Annotated in this window: 14 protein-coding genes; 11 read left to right on the forward strand and 3 right to left on the reverse strand. The window is 75.0% G+C overall.

The features are described 5' to 3' along the window. Positions 1-36: 36 nt before the first annotated feature. The 3 genes from R2J75_RS18050 (at position 37) to R2J75_RS18060 (ending at position 2,756) form a co-directional block, all read left to right on the forward strand. Positions 37-408 (forward strand): metallopeptidase family protein, encoded by a 372-nt coding sequence (locus R2J75_RS18050; RefSeq protein WP_243334567.1) that lies wholly within the window; start codon positions 37-39, stop codon positions 406-408. Positions 409-606: 198 nt separating this feature from the next. Then, a complete protein-coding gene (locus R2J75_RS18055) occupies positions 607-915 on the forward strand; it encodes a DUF485 domain-containing protein (protein ID WP_243334568.1) in 309 nt (102 codons plus the stop codon). Between the two features lie 2 nt (positions 916-917). Beyond that, complete coding sequence (locus R2J75_RS18060; RefSeq protein WP_316410741.1) at positions 918-2,756, forward strand: sodium:solute symporter family transporter; 1,839 nt, start codon at positions 918-920, stop codon at positions 2,754-2,756. A gap of 16 nt (positions 2,757-2,772) precedes the next feature. Here R2J75_RS18060 and R2J75_RS18065 read toward each other — a convergent pair whose 3' ends face one another. From R2J75_RS18065 to cysK, 3 genes are all read right to left on the reverse strand, one after another. Continuing rightward, on the reverse strand, positions 2,773-3,468 hold the full coding sequence (locus tag R2J75_RS18065; protein WP_243334572.1) for a 3'-5' exonuclease: 696 nt from the start codon (positions 3,466-3,468) through the stop codon (positions 2,773-2,775). Positions 3,469-3,475: 7 nt separating this feature from the next. After that, on the reverse strand, positions 3,476-5,374 hold the full coding sequence (locus R2J75_RS18070; RefSeq protein ID WP_243334575.1) for a DUF294 nucleotidyltransferase-like domain-containing protein: 1,899 nt from the start codon (positions 5,372-5,374) through the stop codon (positions 3,476-3,478). Positions 5,375-5,483: 109 nt separating this feature from the next. Continuing rightward, positions 5,484-6,413, reverse strand: coding sequence for a cysteine synthase A (gene cysK, locus R2J75_RS18075; protein ID WP_243334578.1), 930 nt, complete (start codon positions 6,411-6,413; stop codon positions 5,484-5,486). Between the two features lie 128 nt (positions 6,414-6,541). Between cysK and R2J75_RS18080 the strand changes: the two genes are divergently transcribed. The 8 genes from R2J75_RS18080 to R2J75_RS18115 all read left to right on the forward strand — a co-directional run bounded on the left by R2J75_RS18080 (position 6,542) and on the right by R2J75_RS18115 (position 20,681). Beyond that, the gene (locus tag R2J75_RS18080) at positions 6,542-6,982 is read left to right on the forward strand and encodes an RrF2 family transcriptional regulator (protein WP_243334579.1); all 441 of its coding nucleotides are present in this window, start codon (positions 6,542-6,544) and stop codon (positions 6,980-6,982) included. A gap of 73 nt (positions 6,983-7,055) precedes the next feature. Beyond that, entirely contained in the window at positions 7,056-8,942 is a 1,887-nt protein-coding gene (locus R2J75_RS18085; RefSeq protein WP_243346068.1) for a methyl-accepting chemotaxis protein, read from the forward strand. Between the two features lie 44 nt (positions 8,943-8,986). Then, positions 8,987-9,733 carry a DapH/DapD/GlmU-related protein gene (locus R2J75_RS18090; protein ID WP_243334583.1) on the forward strand — a complete coding sequence of 249 codons (747 nt, stop codon included), beginning with the start codon at positions 8,987-8,989 and terminating at the stop codon, positions 9,731-9,733. Positions 9,734-9,763: 30 nt separating this feature from the next. Beyond that, the gene (locus R2J75_RS18095) at positions 9,764-11,920 is read left to right on the forward strand and encodes a hypothetical protein (protein WP_316410742.1); all 2,157 of its coding nucleotides are present in this window, start codon (positions 9,764-9,766) and stop codon (positions 11,918-11,920) included. Next, positions 11,917-12,837, forward strand: a complete 921-nt coding sequence (locus R2J75_RS18100) for a DUF1175 family protein (protein ID WP_316410743.1) — start codon at positions 11,917-11,919, stop codon at positions 12,835-12,837. The genes R2J75_RS18095 and R2J75_RS18100 overlap by 4 nt, the downstream gene beginning before the upstream one ends. An 11-nt stretch (positions 12,838-12,848) precedes the next feature. Beyond that, the gene (locus tag R2J75_RS18105; protein ID WP_316410744.1) at positions 12,849-17,609 is read left to right on the forward strand and encodes an alpha-2-macroglobulin family protein; all 4,761 of its coding nucleotides are present in this window, start codon (positions 12,849-12,851) and stop codon (positions 17,607-17,609) included. Further along, positions 17,606-18,436: a hypothetical protein gene (locus R2J75_RS18110; RefSeq protein ID WP_316410745.1), complete on the forward strand. Its 831-nt coding sequence runs from the start codon at positions 17,606-17,608 to the stop codon at positions 18,434-18,436. Before R2J75_RS18105 ends, R2J75_RS18110 begins: the two co-directional genes overlap by 4 nt. Positions 18,437-18,533: 97 nt before the next feature. Then, positions 18,534-20,681, forward strand: a complete 2,148-nt coding sequence (locus R2J75_RS18115) for a YML083C domain-containing protein (protein WP_316410746.1) — start codon at positions 18,534-18,536, stop codon at positions 20,679-20,681. Positions 20,682-20,721 lie beyond the last annotated feature (40 nt).

Here is a 20,721-nt window from a genome sequence, read left to right on the forward strand (position 1 = left end):
CGGCTGTCCCGGGCCCCGGGACGCTACACTGCCCCCATGAGAATGAACCGGCAGGACTTCGAGGCGGTGGTGGCGCGGGCCCTGGACCTGATCCCGGAGGACTTCCAACCCTACCTGGCGGGGATTCCCGTGGTCGTGGAAGACGAACCCTCGGACGAATTGCTGGACGCCATGGAGGTGCCCCTGGACGAGACCCTCTACGGCCTCTACGAGGGCCCCGCCCTGGACGAGGAGGTCCCGGGCTTCGGCGACCTGCCCGCCCGGATCATCGTGTACCGCCTCCCCCACCTGGAGGCGGCCCGGAACCGGGGCGAGCTGGAGCGGGAGGTGGCCACCACGGTCCTCCACGAGGTGGCCCACCGCTTCGGCATCGAGGAGGCGCGCCTGGAGGAACTGGGCTGGGATTGACCCGGCGGGCGATCCTGGAAATCCCTTGAGCCTCAAGGCTTTTTCCGGATGATGAACTCTCGAATTGAGATTGAGAAATAATTTTTATTAGTGCTTTCTATCCCTCCCCTTCCGTCCTATCCTCGGCTCCGCCCAGCCCGGCAGTACCCCCCATGGCCCCCCCCGCGGGGGCTTTCCCCTTCAGGCAGGAGAGAGGACATGACAGCACCCAGCGCGCATCAAATCCTCCAGGACCCGGAATTCATCCGCCTCGTCAGGCGCAAGAACACCGTCACGGTGGTCCTCACGATCGTGGAGCTCGTCCTCTACTTCGGCTTCATCGGCCTCGTGGCCTACGACAAGCCCTTCCTCGCGCGCACCCTCGGGGCGTCGGCCATCACCGCCGGCATCCCGATCGCGGTGGGGGTGATCGTCCTGAGCTGGATCCTGACGGGGATCTACATCTTCTGGGCCAACAGCCGCTACGACGTCATGGTCCGGCGGATCAAGGACAAGGTGGGGAGGTGACCATGCAGGCTCCGCAGCAGTCCGTCATCGGCACCCTCAGCCCCCTGGCCATCACGTTCTTCATGGCCTTCGTCCTGGTCACCCTCGGCATCACGTACTGGGCCGCGCGGCGCACCAAGAGCGCCGCCCAGTTCTATGCGGCCGGCGGCGGCATCACCGGCTTCCAGAACGGCCTCGCCCTCGCGGGCGACTACATGAGCGCGGCGAGCTTCCTGGGCATCGCCGGCCTCGTCTCCCTCAAGGGCTACGACGGCCTCATCTACTCCGTGGGCTGGCTCGTGGGGTGGCCCATCGTCATGTTCCTGATCTCCGAGCCCCTGCGCAACCTGGGCAAGTACACCTTCTCCGACGTCGTGGCCTTCCGCCTCCGCATGAAGCCCATCAAGACCGCCGCCGCCATCGGCTCGCTGGTGACGGTGCTCTTCTACCTGACGGCCCAGATGGTGGGCGCGGGCTCGCTCATCAAGCTCATGTTCAACCTCCCCTACGAGGCCGCCATCTTCCTCGTCGGCGGACTCATCATCGCCTACGTCCTCTTCGGGGGCATGCTGGCCACGACCTGGGTGCAGATCATCAAGGCCGTGCTCCTCCTGGGCGGCGCCACCCTGCTGGTGGTGCTGTGCATGGCCCAGGTGGACTTCAGCTACCCGGCCCTGTTCTCCAAGGCCTCCTCCCTGTACGGTGCGAAGTTCCTGGAGCCAGGCGGCCTCGTCACCAAGCCGCTCGACGCCTTCTCCCTGGGCCTGGCGCTCATGTTCGGCACCGCCGGCCTGCCCCACATCCTCATGCGCTTCTACACCGTCCCCGACGCGCTCGAGGCGCGCAAGTCGGTGTTCTACGCCACGGGCTTCATCGGCTACTTCTACATCCTCACCGTGACGATCGGCTTCGGGGCCGCCGTGCTCGTGGGTCAGAAGGCCATCACCGCCATCGACGCGGGCGGCAACATGTCGGCCCTGGCCCTGGCGGAGCACCTGGGCGGCGGCGTCTTCCTCGGCTTCCTGGCGGCGGTGGCCTTCGCCACCATCCTCGCCGTGGTGGCGGGCCTCACCCTGGCCGGGGCCTCGGCCCTCTCCCACGACCTCTACGCGGGCGTGCTCCGGCACGGCCAGTCCAACGAACGCGAGGAGATGCGGGTGGCCAAGGTGTCCACGGTGATCCTGGGCATCCTCGCCATCCTCCTGGGCCTGCTCTTCCAGAAGCAGAACGTGGCCTTCATGGTGGGCCTGGCCTTCGCCGTGGCCTCCAGCGCCAACTTCCCGGCCCTGGTGATGTCGGTGATGTGGAAGCGGTTCACCACCGCCGGCGCCGTCGCCAGCATCTTCACGGGGCTGACGGTCGCGGTCACCCTGATCGCCCTGTCCCCCACGGTCTACGAGGACGTCTTCCAGGACGGCAAGGTGAAGGCGCGGGCCGCCGCGTCGGCGCGGGCGGTCCGGCTCGAGGGCTACGCCCGCGACGCGGCCCGGGCCGAGGCCGACCTGCAGGGCCGCATCCTCGCGGCGACGCAGGGCCTGGCCGCCCCCGGCCTGCCGGAGCCCGCCCGGGTGAAGCGGACCGCGGAGCTCAAGGGACTGCAGGCCGACCTGGCCCTGGTCCAGGACGGCGGGCTCCCGGCGGCGCTCGCCGAGGCGCGGGCCGCCAGGACCACCGCCGACGCGGCGGTGCGGCCGGCGCCCTTCCCCATGAAGAACCCCGGCGTCTTCTCCATCTTCGGGGCCTTCTTCATGGGCATCGTGGTCTCCCTCCTCACGCGGGAGAAGGAGGCCGAGGAGAAGTTCGAGGCCGAGAAGGTGCGCACCTTCATCGGCATCGGCGCGGCCGGCGCCTCCGGGCACTGAGCGCGGCCCCCGCCGTTCAGAACGCGACGCCCCCCTCCGGCGGCAGGAGCCCCTGGGCCTGCCGCCGGGGGTCTCCCACCCGGAGGAGCCCGTCCAGGCCCGTCACCCCGGCCTCCGCCAGCGGCGGCAGGAGGCGCTGGAGGACCTGGGCGGTGAGGTAGGCGTCCCCCAGGGCGGTGTGGGCCCCCGCCACCGGCGCGCCCAGGGCCCGGGCCAGGGTGTAGAGGGTCGTCGCCTGGACGGGGGCGTGGAGGGCGGGGTGCGCCGGAAGGCGCTGGCGGAGCCAGCCGTAGAGGGCGAGGGTGTCCACCGCCCGCCGGCCCGGGACGGGAAGCCGGAGGCGCCGGGCCTCCCGGCCCAGGAAGGCCAGGTCGATGGCCACGCAGTGGCCCACCAGCACCGTGCCCTCCGCCCAGGCCAGGAAGGCGGGGAGGACCTCGTCGATGGGCGGCGCCGCTTCCACCCGGCCGGGCATGATCCGGTGGATGACGATGCTCCGTTCGTCCAGGACCGCCCCGGGCCGCACGAGGGCGTCCCAGGTCTCGCCCACCCGGATCCGCCCGCCCTCCATGCGCACGGCGCCCAGGGCGACGATGCCGTCGCGGGCCGGATCCAGGCCCGTCAGTTCCGTGTCGAGGACGGTGAACCGCGCCGCCTCGAGGCCGGGCCCGCCGGGGTCCAGGAGGCGCGCGATCCGCTCCCGCCAGCCCACCGCCGCCTCAGACGATGAAGGCCCGGTAGCGCTCCGCGACGTCGTCCTGGACCTTCAGGACCAGGCGGAAGACGTTCTTCAGGGAGGTGCGCTCCAGGTGGCTGAGGGACGCGAGGGGCACCACATTGTCCACGGGCCGGCCCTCCTCGAGGAGGCGGGCCTGGTGGTGGGTGCGGAGGAGGGTGAGGAATTCGAAGGCCTGCTGGAGCTCGTCGACGCGGTCCGCCGCGAGGGTCGGCCCGTCCCGGAGCGCCTCCAGGCGCTCCCAGGTCGAGGTGGCGCGGATCCCCTGCTCGAGGGCGAAGAGCCGCGCGAGGTCCACGAGGGGGGCGAGGCCCCGGACCTTGAGGTTGAGGCCGGCCTTGTGCTCGCCGGTGCGTTCAACGGAGACGTTTCCGAAGAACCCGATGGGCGGCCGGTTCCGCACCAGCGCGGCGGCGAGGAAGCCCAGGAAGGCCGGCTGTTCCCGGATGCACGCGTCCAGGTGGGACCGCAGGCCCCAGGCCAGGTCCGCGTCCCCGGCCAGGGGCCGGAAGTCGAGGAAGATGAGGGCCCGGAGCACGGCCTGGGGGCTGGGCTCCGACACCCAGGCCTCGAGGAGGGCCTCCCAGGCGCTGCGCGGGCGGCGCCAGTCGGGGTTCACGGCCATGCAGCCGGCGGGGCAGGGCTCGAAGCCGCAGGCCACCAGTCCGTCCCGCATGCGCCCGGCCAGCGCGGCGAAGTGGGCCTCCACCCGGTCCCGGTCCGCCGCGGGCGGGTCCTCGTAGAGGAGGGCGTTGTCCTGGTCCGTGCGGAAGGTCTGCTCCTTCCGGCCCTCGCTGCCCAGGGCCAGCCAGCACCAGGGCACGGGGGCCGGGCCCAGCTCCCGCTCGGCGAGGGCCAGCACCTTGCGCGTCACGCGGTCGTTGAGCTCGGAGAGGATCCGCACCACGGCCGTGGCCCGCGCCCCCTCCCGCAGGAGGGAGGAGACCACGCCCAGGGCCTTGCGCGCGACGGGGGCGAGGCCCTCCAGGGTGGCCTGCCCCTCGATGTCCTCGGAGAAGGCGAGGGGGCTCCGGCCCTGGAGCACCATGAAGTCGTGGTTCGACACCACGCCGGCGAGGGCCCCGTCCCGGGTCACGGCCACGTGGTGGATGCCGGCCTGGAGCATGGCGAGCACCGCCTCGAAGGCCGGGGCGCCCGCGTCCATGGCCACGACGGGCCGGCTCATGATGTCCGCCACGGGCGCCTCGGGGGAGGCGCCGCCGGCCACGACCCGGGCCCGCAGGTCCGAATCGGTGACGATGCCCACGGGTTCGCCACCCGGGCCCAGGACGAAGGCCGCGCTCCCCCGCGCCTCGGTGATGCGCCGCGCCGCCTCCCGCACCGGGGCCCCGGGCGGCACCGTGACGGCGCCGGCCCGGGCGATCTCCCCCAGGGTCGCCGTGAAGAGGAGGCGGTCGCTCCCCCCCAGGAAGGGGCTGCGCCCCTGCATCTCCCGCGCGGCGACGCCCGCGTACTTGGCCAGGTGGAAGGCCAGGAGGTACTCGGTGACGGCCGGGTGCGAGGCCATCAGCGCGTTGAGCCGGGCCCGGGGCAGCCGGTAGACGAGGGTGTCCTCCAGGGCCACGATGGTCGTCTTCTGGCGCCCGCCCAGGAGGGACACGAGACCGAAGGTCTCCCCCCGCTCCCGGGTGTCGACGAGGCGCTCCTCTCCGGCGTCCCCGCCCCGGAGGGTGATCTTGACGGCGCCCTCCCGGATGATGGGCAGGGCGTCGGCGGTGGCCCCGCCCTGCTCCAGGATGACGGCGCCCCGGGGATGGAAGACCAGGTCGAGGTGGCGGGCCAGGTCCTCCAGCTCGCCCCGCTCCAGGAACTGGAAGGGGGGCACCTGGGACAGGAATTGGACGGCCTCCTCGACCAGCATCCCCACCTCGCCCGCGCCGCGGCCCCCACCCCCGGGACCGGGTTGCAACACCATAGCACCGGGGGCCCCCCCCGCGCAGCGGAAGGGCCCCCCGGGACGGCGCGCGGGCTCAGGCCTCGGCGAAGAGCGGGTGGCTGAGGTAGCGCTCGCCGGTGTCGCAGACGACGGCCACCACGGTCTTGCCCTCGCCCAGCTCGCGGGCCACCTTCAGGGCGGTGAACACGATGGCGCCGGTGCTGATGCCGGTGAAGACCCCCTCCTCCCGGGTCAGCCGCCGCGCGGTGGCGATGGCGTCCTCGTAGCCCACGTCCTCGACGCGCTGGAAGGCCTGGCGGTTCAGGATGGTGGGGACGAAATTGGCGCCCAGGCCCTGGAGCTTGTGGGGACCCGCCTTGCCCTGGGTGAGCAGGGGGGAGTCCACGGGCTCCACGGCCACGACGAGGGTGCCGGGCTTCTTCTCGGCCAGGACCTCGCCCACGCCGGTGATGGTTCCGCCGGTGCCGATGCCCGCCACGAAGGCGTCCAGCTCGGGCACCTGCTCCAGGATCTCCAGGGCCGTGGTGCGGCGGTGGACGGCGGGGTTGGCGGGGTTGTCGAACTGCCGCACCACCCAGTAGCGGGGATCGGCCGCGGCCAGCTCCTCGGCCTTCTCGACGGCGCCCTTCATGCCCAGGGGGCCGGGGGTCAGGACGAGGGTGGCCCCGTAGGCCTTGAGGATGGCCCGGCGCTCCAGCGTCATCGTGTCCGGCATGACGAGGGTGATGGGGTAGCCCTTGGCGGCGGCGACGAAGGCCAGGCCCACGCCGGTGTTGCCGCTGGTGGCCTCGAGGAGCTCCATGCCGGGCTTCAGGGTGCCCTTGGCCTCGGCGTCCTCGATCATGGAGAGGGCGATGCGGTCCTTGACGCTGCCGCCGGGGTTGGCGCTCTCCAGCTTGAGCCAGATGGTGGCGCTGCCCGGCTCGGCGAGGCGGTTCAGGCGGACGACGGGCGTCTGCCCGATGAGTTCGTAGGCATGGTCGACACGGTTGGGACGGGGCATGTCAGGTCTCCTTTCGGGGCGGTGGCCCAGGAACCCCAGGATGGAGGGGCGGATCCGTATTGTCAAGTTTTTCCATAGACAATAGGAACAAACCCCTTTGCCCCCTATACTGGGAGGGGAGGTCGGCGATGAAGGTTTCCACCCGGGGACGCTACGGGCTTCGGATCATGATGGAGCTGGCCCTCCGGGAGGGCGCGGGCCCCGTCCAGGTGACGGCCGTGGCCCGGAACCAGGGGCTGCCGGCCAAGTACATCCACGTCCTGGTGGGCGGCCTCAAGGCCGCGGGCCTCGTGACGGCCCAGCGCGGCCCCTCCGGCGGGCTGGAACTGGCCCGGGAGGCCTCCCGCATCACCGCCCTGGACGTGGTGGAGGCCCTGGAGGGGCCCGTCCGACCCGTGGACTGCGACGCGGGGCCCGAGGGCTGCAAGCGGTCCGACGCCTGCGTCACCCGCGAGGTGTGGCGGGAGATGGGGGAGGCCATGGAGGCCGTCCTGCGCCGCCACACGCTGGCCGACCTGGCCGAGCGGATGCGGGCCGCCTCCGCCGGCGGGGACGCCTGGATGATCTGAGGCTCCCGGAGCTGCTAGGATCAGGCTTTCCTGACGCTTCCCCACATCCGGTTTGCCGTCTACGGGAGTCCCCATGACGACCACCCTGGCCAGAAAGATCCTGGGGCCCGCCGTGGGCATGACCTTCGCCGCGGCCCTCGCGGCGGCGTGGGCCTTCTCGGCCTACGGCGGCTACCTCACGCGGCGCACCGCGGCCCAGGAGGCCCGGTCGGCCCTCGACACCGTGGAACTGGTCCTCACCACCACGGACCGCATGATGACGGAGCGCGTGGCCACCGGCATGGGCGAGCTGCTGCTGGAGATCCGCCGCCTGGGCGCGCCGGCCCCGGGCCGTCCCGTGACCGTCGGGCCCGAGACCGCCCCGGACCTGGTCCTGGGCGGCAAGTCCCAGCACGGGCAGAACGCCCTCGTGGACGAGGTGGCCACCCACATGGGGGGCACCGCCACCCTCTTCACCCGGCGGGGCGACAGCTTCATCCGCATCGCCACCAACGTGAAGAAGCCCGATGGCTCCCGGGCGGTGGGCACCCTCCTGGACCCCAAGGGCAAGGCCATCCAGCACCTCCTCGCCGGGGAGGGCTTCCAGGGTCTCGTGACCATCCTCGACCAGCCCTACATCACGTCGTACCAGCCCCTCAAGGACGCCGGGGGCCGGGTCGTGGGCGCGGCCTACACGGGCATCCCCATCACCACGCTCGGCCACCTGGCGGAGGTGGTCGGGCGCATGAAGGTCCTGGACCGGGGCTTCCTGGCCATCCAGGACCGGGAGGGCCGCGTCCTCTTCGGGCCCGCCCACCGCGCGCCGGCGGCCGTGGCCGCCGCCCTGGGCGGGGCGCGGGCGGAGGGCCTCGACTGGCGGGTCCAGGACCGGCCTTACGCGGCGTGGGGCTGGCGGATCTCGGCGGCCATGGCCGACCAGGACGTGACGGACTTCCTCTGGCGCATCCGCCTCATCACGGTGGCCATCGGCATCGCCGGGTCCGTGACCGTGGGCTTCGTGTTCAACGCCATCGTCAAGGCGCGCCTCACCCGGCCGGTGAAGGCGGTGCTGGACGGCATCCTCCGGAAGGACCTGACCTGCCGGATCGACGCGGGGACCGACGACGAGATCGGGGACCTGGGCCGCGCCTACAACGCCAGCAACGAGCAGTTCCAGACCGTGTTCCAGGGCCTCGTGGAGGACTCCGAATCGGTGGCCGGGGGCTCCCTGCGCATCAGCTCGACCCTCGAGGACATGCGCGCCGCCTCCCGGGAGATCGCCCAGGGCGGCGAGGCCCAGAGCGCCAGCATGGCCGCGGTCGCGCGGTCCATGGACAAGCTGGCCCGCATCATCGGCGACGTGGAGGCGGGGGTGGAGGACTCCCGCGCCCGCACCGGCGAGGCCGTGACCGCCTCGCACAGCGGCATCAGCTCGGGCGAGGCCGCCGCCCGCGCCATGGAGGCCATCCGGGGCTCCACGGCGCGCATGGCCAAGGCCGTGGCGGTCATCCAGGACATCGCGCGCCAGACCAACCTCCTCAGCCTGAACGCCGCCATCGAGGCCGCCAAGGCGGGGGCCCAGGGCAAGGGCTTCGCCGTGGTCGCCGAGGAGGTCCGGAAGCTGGCGGAGCGCAGCGCCCAGTCCACCCGCGAGATCCAGGCCACCATCGAGGACGTGGACCTCGTCGTCCTCCAGGGCGCCGAGGCGGTGGACCAGAACGTCGCGGCCCTGCGCGCCATCGGCGAGCACATCGCCTCCCTGGCGGGGTCCGCCGAGCGCATCGCCACCGCCATGGCCGACGGCATCCACACCCGGGACGAGGTCCAGCGCCAGGTGGAGGCCACGGAGGCCGGCATCGAGGACAACCGGGCCACCTCCCGGCAGATCGCCGAGCGGGTCGACGAGGCCGCCGGCGCCGCCAACGGGCTGGCCGGGGTCGCCGAGAACCTCGCGGCCAAGGTGGCCAAGTACCGCATCTGACCGTCCGCCGGCCTACACTGGGGCATTCCTCCAGGAGGCCACGCATGAACCAGCCGGGCTGGCGTAAGCGGTTCCTCACCCCCATCCAGGTCCTGCTCACGGGGGCCCTCTTCGTGGAGGCCGCGGCGATCTTCGGCCTGGCGGCGTTCCCGGCGCTCAAGGTGATCGAATGGAGCCTGGACCTGCCCCTGCGGGGGGACCTGCGCCTCCTGGGACTGGGCCTCGCCCTGGGCGCGGCCTGGTTCGTCTTCGGCGCGGCCCTCCTGGTCCTGCTCCCCCTGGCCCGTTGGATCACCTTCGCCGCCGGGACCCCGGTGGGCACCTACAGCTACCTGAGCTGGCAGGGCTGGCGCTGGGCCAGCTACAACGCCCTCACCCTCTTCCTGCGCTTCACCTTCGTCCACTGGATCCGGCTGACGCCGCTCCTGCCGGCCTTCCACCGCCTCATGGGCATGCGCATCGGGAAGCGGGTCCAGATCAACACGGCCGTGGTGGCGGACCAGAACCTCATTTCCATCGGGGACGACACCGTCATCGGCGGCGACGTGACCCTGGTGGCCCACGTGGCCGAGCGGGGCCGCCTCCACGCGGCCCCCGTGGTCATCGGCCGGAACGTGACCGTGGGCCTGATGGCGGTGATCTTCCCCGGGTGCGTCCTGGGGGACGGGTCCATCCTGGCCGCCGGCTCGGTCTTGTCCAAGGGCACCCGGGTGGGGCCCGGGGAAATCTGGGCCGGCGTCCCCGCCCGCCGGGTGGGAACGAGGCGCCTCCCTGGCCGCACACACTGTTAGGATGTCGGCAGCAACCTGGAGGAAACCGTGATGGGTCACGTTCGCGCGCTGTTCGCGGCGGCAGTCGTCCTGCCGCTGCTGGCCCAGCCCTCCCTGGACGCGCCCCAGGTCCGCGCCTGGGCCTGGGACGTGGTCAAGACCTGGCGCCTCCAGAAGCGCGACCTCCAGGGGAACCCCCTCTGGGACGCCACCCCCTTCATGGGGGCGGGCTACGAGGCGCAGAACGCCACCCTCCTGGACCAGCTGGCCACGGGCGACGCCCGGAACCGGCGGGCGGCCCTCGTGGTGCTGGGCACCCGCCCCCTGGCCGACTGGGGCCCCCGGGGCCTGCGCAAGGACGCCTGCCGGGACGAAGTGGCCCTCTACCTCTACCGGCACGGCTACCGCTTCCCGGACCGGGAGCCCTTCCTCTACCTGGAGCCCGCTTCCCGCCTGGAGCGGCCCTGGACCCAGGGCCTGGGCCTCCACCTGGAGGGGGCCGCCTGGCGCTTCCAGTGGATCCCCTCAGCCGCCCTCCTGCCCGGCAAAGCCGGCGGCGCCCTGCCCCCCGCGCTGGAGGGCGCGCCCGCGCCCACGGCCCTCCTGCGCCTCGCCCACCTCCGGCCGGGGCTCCAGCGCCTGAGGGATCTGGCGGGCGGAAGCGAGGGCCTGCCCGCCGCCCTGGCCCAGGGCACCCGGGCCGGCTTCCTCCTCCGCCACCTGGGGCCCTGGCTGGACAAGGGCGGTCTCGAGGGCCTGGCCGACCGGGAGGCCTGGATCCTCCACTACGGCCTGGCCCGGGGCTTCGCCCCCGCCGAGGGCACCCTCGTGTTCCTTCCCGGCGACCTGCCCGGCCGGGTTTCCCTGGCCCTCGGCCTCCTGAAGTTGAATCCCACCACCGTCGGCGCCCGCTCCCGGACCGTCACCTGGGAGGACGGCCGGGGCGGCAAGGCCCAGGTCACCCAGGTCCGCGGGGCGGGCGGCGTCCTGCACCTGCTCGCGGGGCCCGGGGGCACCTGGATCTGCGACCGGGAGGCCCCCCTGCGGGCCGTGGCCTTCCCCTCCCCCCTGGTCACCCTCGCCGAGCGCCAGGCCTGGTGCGGCGTGGCCCTGGCCGGCCTCCGCCCCGGCACCGAGGCCTCCCTCTGGGTGCTGCCCCGCCTCGGGGCCGGGGCCGCCTTCGAGCGGGCCATGCTGCGCCGCCGGCTCCTGGGCGCGGACCAGCCCACCTGGGCCAACCCGGGCATCGCCAAGGCCGCGCCCCGCACCGGCGCCCTGTCCGCGGCCCTGGGCGCGGGGCCCACGGAGGCCCTGCTCCAGGCCGCGCTGCGCTTCGACCAGGACGGCATGCCCGCCCTCTCCCCCCTGCCCGAAGGCAACCTGCCCGTCCAGGCTTCGCAGCGCCAGGCCTGGGAGCGCGAGCGGGACGCCCTGGCCCGGCGGCGCCAGGACCGGAGCGGCCTCCAGAAGGAGCTCGGCGCCCTGCTAGGCCTTCTGGACCTGCGCGGCGCCGCCTTCCTCTGGAACGGCTGGACCGCGCCGGAGCCCCTCACGGCCGCCCAGCGCGCCGCCCTCGCGGACTTCCAGCGCCTGCGGAAGACGGATCCCCGGAAGGCCGCGGACCTGTTGGCCCACCGGCAGGTGGACGTGTACGGCGGGTTCCTGGAGCCCGGGCTCGCGCCGGCCCTGGCCCTGGGGCTCCCCGTGAAGGCGGGCCGCGGGGGCGAGGTCCGGGAGGCCGTGGCGAAGCTGTGGCCGCGGCTCTTCAAGGGGCGGCAGCAGACCAGGGACTACGCCCAGGGCGTCCCCCTGCACCGGGTGCTCACGGACCAGGCCTTCCGGCCCTCCTGGGCCCTGGCCGGGGACGTGCTGGTGCTGGCCACCGACGACGAGGCCGCCAAGGCCATGCTGGCGGGCATCCTGGGCCAGGCCCCGAGCCTGGCGGACGCCCCGTCCCGCGCCTACGGCCGCGCGGAGCTCGACGGGCCCCGGGCGGCCCGGGACCTGGAGGTCCTGCTGCTGGCCTACCTTCGGGCCAACCGCGGCGGGGGCTACTGGTGGATGGGCGAGCCCGAGCCTTCCGGGGACGAGGCCGCCGCGGAGGTGGCCTCCACCTTCGGGCCCTTCCTGGGAGCCGTGAAGGCCCTGGGCCGCCGGGAGGTCCAGATCGAGCTCACCGCGGGCGGATTCGAGGCGACGCCGCGATGAAGCGCGCCCTCGCCGCCGCGGGCGCGGTCCTGGCCGCCGCCGCCCTCCTCGCGCCCGTGCGCCACCGGGTGCGCGTGGAGCGCGCCGAGGGCAACCCGGTCCAGCGCATCCGGCTGGAGAGCCGGTCCCTCCTGGGCCTGGCCCGGACGGCCTGGTTCGCCTCCGCCGGCGGGGACGTGCCCGCCTGGGGCGGCGCCCGCGAGGGCTTCTTCGCGGCGCCGACCGCCCCCGGCCGCGTGCGGATCTCCGCCTGGCCCGGTTTCCGGCGGGACGTGGCGCTGACGCCCTCCGCCGATCCCGGCGCCATGCCCGCGGCCCGCGCGGACCAGGGCGACCGGGACGCCTTCCGGCGCTGGTTCGTGGCGATCCTGGAGGCCCAGCTGGACGGCCCGAGCCCGGCGTGGGAGCCCGCCCAGCGCGACTGCGCGGGCCTGCTCCGCTTCGCCTTCCGGGAGGCCTGGGCCCCGCACACCGAGGCCTGGCGCGCCCGCACCGGCTTCCCCGGATCCCCCGTGGGCGGCGACCCCGCCCGGGAGCTGGCCGGCCCCTGGGCCCAGGCCTTCCCCACCCCCGACGGGTGGAACGCCTTCGCCAAGGGCGCGTACCTTCGGCGCCTCGCCTGCGTGGACCTGGGCCGCGACACCGCCGCCGCCCGCCCCGGCGACCTCGTCTTCTTCGCCCGGGGCGGCCCCCGCGCGACGCCGGACCACGCCATGGCCTTCGTGCGCCCCGACGTGGACGGCCAGCCCGTGCTCCTCTACCACACCGGACCCGAGGGCAGCGCGGAGGGCGAGGTGCGCCGCGTCCGCCTCGACGAGCTGCTCCACCACCCCGACGGCACGTTCCGCCCCGTGCCCGAGAACCCCGCCTTCCTCGGTGTCTACCGCTGGAAGGTGCTGGCCGACCCGACTCCCTGAAAGGTGCTGTGATGCGCTGGTCCACCTCCGTGCTCCTGATGTCCGCGGCCCTGCTCCTGGGGGGGATGCTCAATTCCTCCTCCCGCGCCCCGGAGGCCCCCTGGCGCGAGCGCGGCTGGACCGGCGCCTTCGCGGTGCCCCGGCCCGCCCTGCCGGGTCAGGCCGCCTGGCTCGAGGCCTCGGGCCCCATCCCCACCGACGTGCGCCTCCGCCTCCACCGGGTGGACGATCCCCCCGCCTTCCTCGCGCGCCTCCTGGCCACCCCCGCCGGCGATCCCGCCCTGGAGGGCAGCCGCGCCGGCCTCGATCCCCTCGACGTCCTCCGGGAGGCCTTCCTCTGGGGCGGGCGCCGGGCCTTCGTCACCGTCCACCGCACCGCCTCCCGCGCGCTGCGGGACGCCGCCCGGGGCGCGGGAACCCTGCGCCCCCCCCTGCAGTCCGCCACGGAGCCCCGGGAGGGCGCGGCGGTGCCCCTCGCGGGCAGGCCCGGCCTGACCTTCGTGTCCGAGGTGGTCCCCCGGGTGACGGAGGAGATCGCCCGCAGCCCCAAGCGCGCGGACGGCGGCGGCGAGCGCGAGGAGGGCCACCTGAGCCGCATCGAGCTCCCGGCCCAGGAGGCCGGCGTCTACCTGGTGGAGATCCTGCGGGACGGCGACGCCGCCTACGTGCCCTGGCTCGTCACCGACCTGGCCCTGCTGGGCGCCCAGGACGGCGCCAGCCTCCAGGTCCGGGCCGTGAGCGCCCGGGACGGCGCCCCCTACCCGGGCGTGCAGGGCCGCCTCTTCGAGGGCGCCCAGGCCCGTCCCCTCCCCTTCGGCGGGGACGGGGAGGCCCAGACGCAGGCCAGTCCGGGCGTGCGCCGGGTGGTCCTGGCCCAGGCCGGGCGCAACCTGGCCCTCCTGGCCAGCGAGGGCCAGGGCTCCGCCGCCGTGCGCCAGCGCCTCTACGCCTACACGGAGCGCCCCCTGTACCGGCCCGGCCAGGAGGTCTTCGTGAAGGCCGTCCTCCGCACCGTCGAGGGCGGGGAGAACCGGGTTCCCAGGGGCGTGGCCGAGCTCCCCTACACCGTGCTCGACCCCGAGGACACCAAGGTGGCCGAGGGGCGCGCCCGCCTCCTCAGCGCCGAGACCTGCACCTTCGGCGCCAGCGTCGTCCTCCCCGGCCAGGGGCGCCTGGGGGCCTACCGCTGGGTCTTCCAGGGCCCGCAGGGGCCCGCCCAGGCCGAATTCAAGGTGGAGCAGTTCGTGAAGCCCGCCTTCGCCGTGGCGGTCACCGCCGACGCCCCCAAGGTGGGCCTCGACGATCCCATGGCCTTCAAGGTCGCGGCCCGCTATTTCTACGGCGCCGCCGTCCGCAAGGCCAAGGCGGACTGGTTCCTCTACCGCGTCGTGCCCCGCGCCCAGGGCTGGTGGACCCCCGAGGAGGACGAGGGCCCCGCCCCCGAGCTCATGGAGAGCGGCCAGCTGGAGCTGGACGAGGACGGCGGCGCCGCCAGCCCCGTCTTCAAGGCCGCCGAGGACGGCCTGTACCGCTTCGTCGTCAAGGTGACGGACGGAAGCGGGCAGCAGAACTCCGGCAGCGCCCAGGTGCGCGCCTCCGCGGGCGACATGGTGCTCTTCGTGGGCACGGACCGCGCCGTGGCGGCGCCCGGCAGGCCCTTCCAGGCCACGGCCAGGGCCGTCGACCTCGAGGGCCGCGAACTCCGCGCCGTGGACATCTCCCTCCGCGCCGCGCGCATCGTGGCCGAAAAGGAGAGCCGCGACTGGTGGGCCCGGACCTCGGCCCTCAAGCCGGGGGAGACCGTGGCCTCCGCGCGCGGCCCCCGTTCCGCCCTGACGATCGCCGAGGGCGGCGCCTACCTCGTGGTGGCGGAGGCCCTCGATTCCAAGGGCCGCCGGATCACGGCCCAGTGCATGGTCACCGTCGCCGCCGAAGGCACCCCCCTGCCCGCCGTCCCCGACCTGCGCGCCTCCGCCGACAAGACCCTGTACCAGGCGGGCGAGACGGCCCGGATCCTGGTGCGCCTGCCCAGTCCCCGCCTCACCCTCCACTGGACCGTGGAGCACGAAGGCCTCGCGCGCCACCACGCGCGCCGGATCGAGGGGACCACCGCGGTCGTGGAGGTCCCCGTGACGCCCGAGCTCCAGCCCAACGCCTGGGCCGTGTTCGAGATCGTGTCCGAGGGCCGCCGCCAGCTGGCCGAGGTGCCCATCCGCGCCCCCCGCGCCGACCGCCGCCTCCAGGTGGAGGTGAAGGCGGACCGCGACGCCTACCAGCCCGGCCAGCCCATGAAGCTCGCCGTCCAGGTCAAGGACCACCAGGGGCGGCCCGCCGCCGCCGACCTCAGCGTCGGCGTGGTGGACGAGGCCATCTACGCCCTCAGCCCCGAATTCCATCCCGACATCGTCCGGTTCTTCAACCCCACCCGCCACCACGCCGTCCTGCGCACCGGAAGCACGGAATGGAGCTTCTGGGACATCCTCCGCCGCCAGCGCCCGGTGTGGGCCCTGCGCCAGACCCGCCGCGGCGAGTTCAAGAGCGACGACGCCGACAAGGTCCGCCAGAACTTCAAGGACACGGCCCACTGGGTCCCCTTCCTCGCGGCCGGATCCGACGGGCGCGCCTCCACCCAGCTGGTCCTCCCCGACAACCTCACGGCGTGGCGCGCCACCGCGACGGCCGTCACCGCCGACACGCGCGCGGGGGTGGGCCGGGACAAGCGGACCGCCTCCAAGCCCCTCCAGGTGAGCCTCACCCTGCCCCGGACCCTGTCCCTGGGCGAGGAGGCCCGGGCCGTGGCCCAGGTGCGCAACCTCAGCGGGAAACCCCTCCAGGGCAGGCTCTGGCTGGAAGTGACCAATGGGCGACTGGGCGGGACCACCTCCACCGGCTTCGACCTCCAGGACCAGGGCGAGCACCGGCTGAGCCTGCCCCTCTCGACGGCCGCCAGGGGCCCCCTCACCGTCACCGCGCGGGTGGAGGGCGGGGGCCTCAAGGACGCCGAGCGCCGCACCGTGGCCGTGGCCGATCCCCTCGTGCCCGCCAGCGTCAGCGGCTTCCTCCAGCTCCAGGGCGGGTCCGCCGCGGTGGATATCCCCGTGCCCCCGGGCGCGACCGGGGAGACCAGCCTCGTGGTGACCCCCGTGCGGAGCCTCGAGCAGCTCTGCCTGCCCAGCCTCCCCTACCTCATCGCCTACCCCTACGGCTGCGTGGAGCAGACCCTCTCCAGCTTCATGCCCAACCTCCAGGTGGCCGCCCTCGTCAAGAAGGGCGCCATGCCCGCGGTGGACTGGAAACAGCTGGTGGACCTGGACCGCAACATCCGGGACGGGGTGTTCCGGGTCTACGGCTACCAGATGGCGAACGGGGGCTGGGGCTGGTACGCGCCCCATGACTTCGGCCTCCAGGCCAATCCGCACACCACGGGCTACGCCCTCCAGAGCTTCGCGGCCATGCGGGCCCTGGGCTACCCCGTGGACGACGCGGTCTACGGCCGCGGCGTCCAGGCCGCCTTCAGCCTCTTCCGCGAATGTGCCCGGCGGGCCGACGCCCTCGCCCCGGGCGCCGTCCCCGAGCGGGGGGAGTCGGCGGATCCCGCCGGGGACGCGGCCTTCCTCCTCCAGGCCCTCGCCCGGACCGGGGAGCCTGTCGCCGGCCTCGTGGAGGCCACCGCCGCCAAGGTGCTCGCCGGCAAATGGGCGGGCGCCCACGTCGCCGCGCTGGCGGCCCAGGCCGCCGTCGCCTCCCGCCACCCCCGCGCCGGGGCCCTGCTGGACCGCCTCGAGCAGTCCGCCCAGGCCCAGGGCGGCCTCGCCCACTGGGAGGGGAACCGCAGGACCTGGCTGGAGTGGAGCTCCGGCGACGTCTTCCCCACCGTGGCGGCCCTCAAGGCCCTCCTGGAAGGCCGGCCCGCGTCGCCCCTCATCCCCCGGGGCGAGGCCTTCCTGGCCACGCGCTTCCAGGGCTACGGCTGGGAGTCCACCTGGAACACCGCCCAGGTGCTGGACCTCCTTCCCCTGATCGCCCGGACCCGCCCGCTGACGTGGTCCGGCGGCGACCTGAAGGCCGCCGTGGACGGCGGGCCCGCCTGGGACTTCTCCAGCGCCGAGGCGCCCCGGCCGCGGCGCTGGGGCTCCCGGGAGCCCCGCCCCGGTTTCCTGCCGATGGAGGCCCCGAAGCCCCTGCGCCTGACCGGGTCCGGCCGGGGCGTCCTGGTGTGGACGTACGCCTACCAGGTGCCCGGCAGCGCGAGGCCCCCGCAGGCCGCCAACGCCTCGGGGGCGGCGCGCCTCTCCCTGAAGCGGGGCCTCTGGGCCCTCTCCTCCCCCCAGGCCACCGGGAACGCCCGCAGGGGCTGGGTCCGCCGGCCCTGGACCGGGAAGCTGGCGGTGGGGGACGAGGCCTGGATGGAACTGGAGGCCGGGGGTGACCACGAGGCCAGCTACGCCCTCCTGGAGGTCCCCATCCCCGCCGGGCTCGTCCCCAGCGTGAAGCTGGAGGGCTTCGTCCTGGAGGGCCGGCCCTTCTCCAACGCCGACGCCAGCGACGCCTGGTGGGACAAGCCCCGGGTGGAGGTCCACCCGGACCGGGTGACCTTCCTCTGGCAGAAGTTCTACCCCTGGAGCCCCCAGCGGGTCCGCATCCTGCTGCGGGCCGGCATGGCCGGGACCTACCGCATCCGCCCGGCCCGCCTCAGCCTGATGTCCAGCGAAGGCCAGTGGGTCACCTGCGACGGCGCGGACCTCGCGGTGCGCGAAGGAGGTGCCCAGTGAAGCCCGCCCTGTTCGCCGTCGTCGCCTGCGCCGCCCTGGCGGCGGCGCCGCCCCCCTACCGCCCCGACCCGTCCGCCTGGCGCCTGGAGGTGTCCCCCGGCCTCGGCGGCTGGATGGACGCCTCCGTCGTCACCCTCCGCCTGAAGGTCGTGGACCCCAACGACCCCGAGCCCCCCCGGGAGGGCGCCGCCGCCTGGGATGACGCGCCCGACGAGGACGACCCCATGGACGAGGGCGGCGCCGCGGAAACGGAGGTCCAGCGCCGGGCCCGCTGGGAGGCCCGGGAGCGCGCCTGGGAAGCCCGCCGCGCCCGGAACGCCTGGCGGGACCGCACCGTCATCCTCTGGTTCAACGGGGAGGAGCGGCGGCGCTTCATCCGGGTCGGCTACCCCCTGGAAGAACGCCTCACCTGCCTGGGCGGCGAGAACCGGCTGGAGATCCTCGAGCCCGCCTCGGGCCAGCGCCTCGTCCGGACCTGGTGGGCGGCCTCGGGCCGGGCCCGGCTCGTGGTCCAGCAGGCGGCCGACGGGGACAGCCCCGGCGGCACCCTGGAGGTGGTGGAACCCGGGGGGGCCCTGGCGGCCTCCTACCGCCGCACGGCCTCGGGCGGCATGGCCGAATGGAACCGCTACACCCACCCCCACCCGCCCGCGGGCACGTACACCCTGCGCTGGACCGGCGTCTGGCGCGGCGGCAAGCCCGGCCTGATCACCGTGGAGGCCGTCCTGGACGCGGGCACCGAGCGGGAACGCCGGTGGTCCTTCCGGAAACTCCTGCTCCCCGGGGCCGGCCCCGTGGTCCTGGGCACGGTGGACGTGGAGGAGTGATGCGCGCCCACCCGGACCGGGCGCGGATCGCCCGCCGCCGCCAAGGCCGTCCGCCCTTCAGGGGCGGGCAGGTCCTGGGCCCCGGCGGCGTGGACCCATGAGGCTCGGGCTTCTCGCGGGTCTGGCCCTCGCCGCCCGCCTCGGCGCCGGCGAGCCGCGCCTCCTGCCCGGGGAGGGCCTCGCGGTGGCGGAGGCGGAGGGCCCCGTCCGGGTCTGGGGCGAGGCCGGCCGGGAGACCCCCATGGGCAGCCTGGCGAAACTGGTCTGGCTGGCCCGGTCCGGGCCCGACTGGGCGGCCCGGGCCGTCACCTTCCGCTGCGATGGCCACTGGGACGGCCTCCCCTGCTGGAACCGGGAGGGGCACGGGCCCGTGGACCTGGCCGCCGCGGCCCAGGCCAGCTGCAACCTCGCCTTCCTCGCCTGGGCCCGGGCCGACCTGGCCCGGGCCGAAGCCCGGCAGGGCCCCTCCGCCGCCCGGAGCGCCCTGGCGGCGGATTTCCGCCCCTTCCTCGGCCCGCGGGAACCCCCCGCCGGCCCCCTGGGCCCCGCCTGGATCGGCACCGGCACCCTGCTGCGCACCAGCCCCGCGGCCTTCGCGGCCTGGCTCGCCGCCCAGGGCGGCCTGCGGTCCCAGGCCGCCGGGCTCCTGGCCGACGCCGGGGGCGGGTGGGTGAAGACGGGCACCGCGGCCGCGGTGACGGACCCCCAGCGGACCTGGGCCTGGGCGGCCGGCGTCCGGGAAGGGCGGATCCTCGTCCTCCGCCTTCCGGAGGGCCGGGGAAAGGCGGAGGGCCTGGCCCGCTTCCGGGCGGTGGCCGACGCGCTCGCAGCGGGGGATCCCCCGCCCGTCTTCGCCGGGGACCCGGACGGGGAGGCCCGCCTCCGGGCGCCCCTGGCCGCCGCGGCCGAGGGGACCCGGGCCTGGGGCCCCTGGCCCGCCGGCACCTGGACCGTCCAGCTCCACACCCGCCCCGGCGCCTTCGAGGCCGCCACGGGGGCCCCGCCCCAGCGGGCCGCCCTCTGGGTGGGCGCCACCCTCCACCTGCGGCCCCTGGCCCAGCTCCAGCGCCGCGACCTGGGCGCCCTCCTCCGCCACGAACTGGTCCACCGCCGCCTCGCCGGGGCGGGGCTCCGCCCCTGGGAGGAGGAGGCCCGCTGCCTGGCCGCCGAAACCCAGGCCGCGCCTCCCGCCGTCTGGCCCGCGCCCCCGGAGGGGGCGGACCAGGCGGCCCTGGACCAGGCCCTCGCCAGGGGGACCACCCGGGCCCAGGCCTGGGCCTACGCGTACCTGCGGGCCTGGCTGGCGGGGATGCCGCCCCCCTCCCATCGGCCGGCCGCCCCCCCGGAAGCCCCCGGCTGGCGGGAGGACCGCCCCGAGGCCCGGGTTACGGTTGTATGGCCTGTCGATCGCTTCCCCCGGGACCTGACGGTCAACGGAGCACCCCTCCGGCCCGGCCCGCCCCGCACCTGGCGGGAAGGCGTCACCTTCGGCCCCGGGGCGCCCGTGGCGCGCCTGGAGGGGGAGGTGCGCATCGAACCAGCGGGCAGGAGCTGGCGGGTGGCCTGGAAGGTGCCCGCCTCCGCCTGGATCGCCGCCGCCGTGGACGGGGAGCTGGGCCCCGGGGCGCCCGCCGAGGCCCGCCGCGCCCTGGCGGCCGTGCTCGGCGCCTGGCTCGCGGCCCATCCGGGGGGCAACCACCCCGACGGCAGCCTCTGCCCCCTCACCCACTGCGCCGTGATCCGGGGCCCGGGCTCCCCGGAGGCCCGGGAATCGGCGGCCGCCGCCCCCCGGGCGGAACCGGGCTGGATCTGGTTCTGCGCCTCCCAGGGCGGGGTCTCCCTCGCCCCCGCGGCCGTGTGGGGCCGCGGGCCGGTGGACGCGCCCCCCGGAGCCGCCGTTCCCGGCGATCCCTGGGCCGCCTGGACCCGCAGCCTCACCCCCGCCCAGGTCCAGGCCCTCAAGCGCCAGGTCCGGCCCGGCCTCGCCCCCGGGCAGCGGGGCCTCCGCCTGGGGCCCAGCGGCCCCTACCCCGTGGAGGACCTCCGGCTCGCAGCCGGCCGGTCCTTCGGCTGGGCCACCTGGCCCAGCAACGCCTGCGCCGCCCAACTCCTCCCCGACGGGTCCCTCCGGCTGGAGGGCCACGGCCTGGGCCACAACGTGGGCCTCTGCCTCGCCACGGCCCGCCACCAGGCCGAGGCCGGCATGGCGGCCGAGGAGATCCTCCGGCGGGCCTTCGTCCCCTGACCCCCGCGGGCCTCGCATGGAAAAGGCCCCGCGTCGCGGG

Origin of the sequence: Mesoterricola sediminis (genome assembly GCF_030295425.1) — a bacterium.
Lineage (GTDB): Bacteria > Acidobacteriota > Holophagae > Holophagales > Holophagaceae > Mesoterricola > Mesoterricola sediminis.

What these genes read in the sequence shown, in the direction of transcription:
- R2J75_RS18080 (WP_243334579.1), top strand. Translation starts at nt 6,542, where the DNA reads ATGAAGGTTTCCACCCGGGGACGCTACGGGCTTCGGATCATGATGGAG.
- R2J75_RS18050 (WP_243334567.1), top strand. Translation starts at nt 37, where the DNA reads ATGAGAATGAACCGGCAGGACTTCGAGGCGGTGGTGGCGCGGGCCCTG.
- cysK (WP_243334578.1), bottom strand. Translation starts at nt 6,413, where the DNA reads ATGCCCCGTCCCAACCGTGTCGACCATGCCTACGAACTCATCGGGCAG.
- R2J75_RS18055 (WP_243334568.1), top strand. Translation starts at nt 607, where the DNA reads ATGACAGCACCCAGCGCGCATCAAATCCTCCAGGACCCGGAATTCATC.
- R2J75_RS18060 (WP_316410741.1), top strand. Translation starts at nt 918, where the DNA reads ATGCAGGCTCCGCAGCAGTCCGTCATCGGCACCCTCAGCCCCCTGGCC.
- R2J75_RS18105 (WP_316410744.1), top strand. Translation starts at nt 12,849, where the DNA reads ATGCGCTGGTCCACCTCCGTGCTCCTGATGTCCGCGGCCCTGCTCCTG.
- R2J75_RS18090 (WP_243334583.1), top strand. Translation starts at nt 8,987, where the DNA reads ATGAACCAGCCGGGCTGGCGTAAGCGGTTCCTCACCCCCATCCAGGTC.
- R2J75_RS18115 (WP_316410746.1), top strand. Translation starts at nt 18,534, where the DNA reads ATGAGGCTCGGGCTTCTCGCGGGTCTGGCCCTCGCCGCCCGCCTCGGC.
- R2J75_RS18070 (WP_243334575.1), bottom strand. Translation starts at nt 5,374, where the DNA reads ATGCTGGTCGAGGAGGCCGTCCAATTCCTGTCCCAGGTGCCCCCCTTC.
- R2J75_RS18100 (WP_316410743.1), top strand. Translation starts at nt 11,917, where the DNA reads ATGAAGCGCGCCCTCGCCGCCGCGGGCGCGGTCCTGGCCGCCGCCGCC.
- R2J75_RS18085 (WP_243346068.1), top strand. Translation starts at nt 7,056, where the DNA reads ATGACGACCACCCTGGCCAGAAAGATCCTGGGGCCCGCCGTGGGCATG.
- R2J75_RS18095 (WP_316410742.1), top strand. Translation starts at nt 9,764, where the DNA reads ATGGGTCACGTTCGCGCGCTGTTCGCGGCGGCAGTCGTCCTGCCGCTG.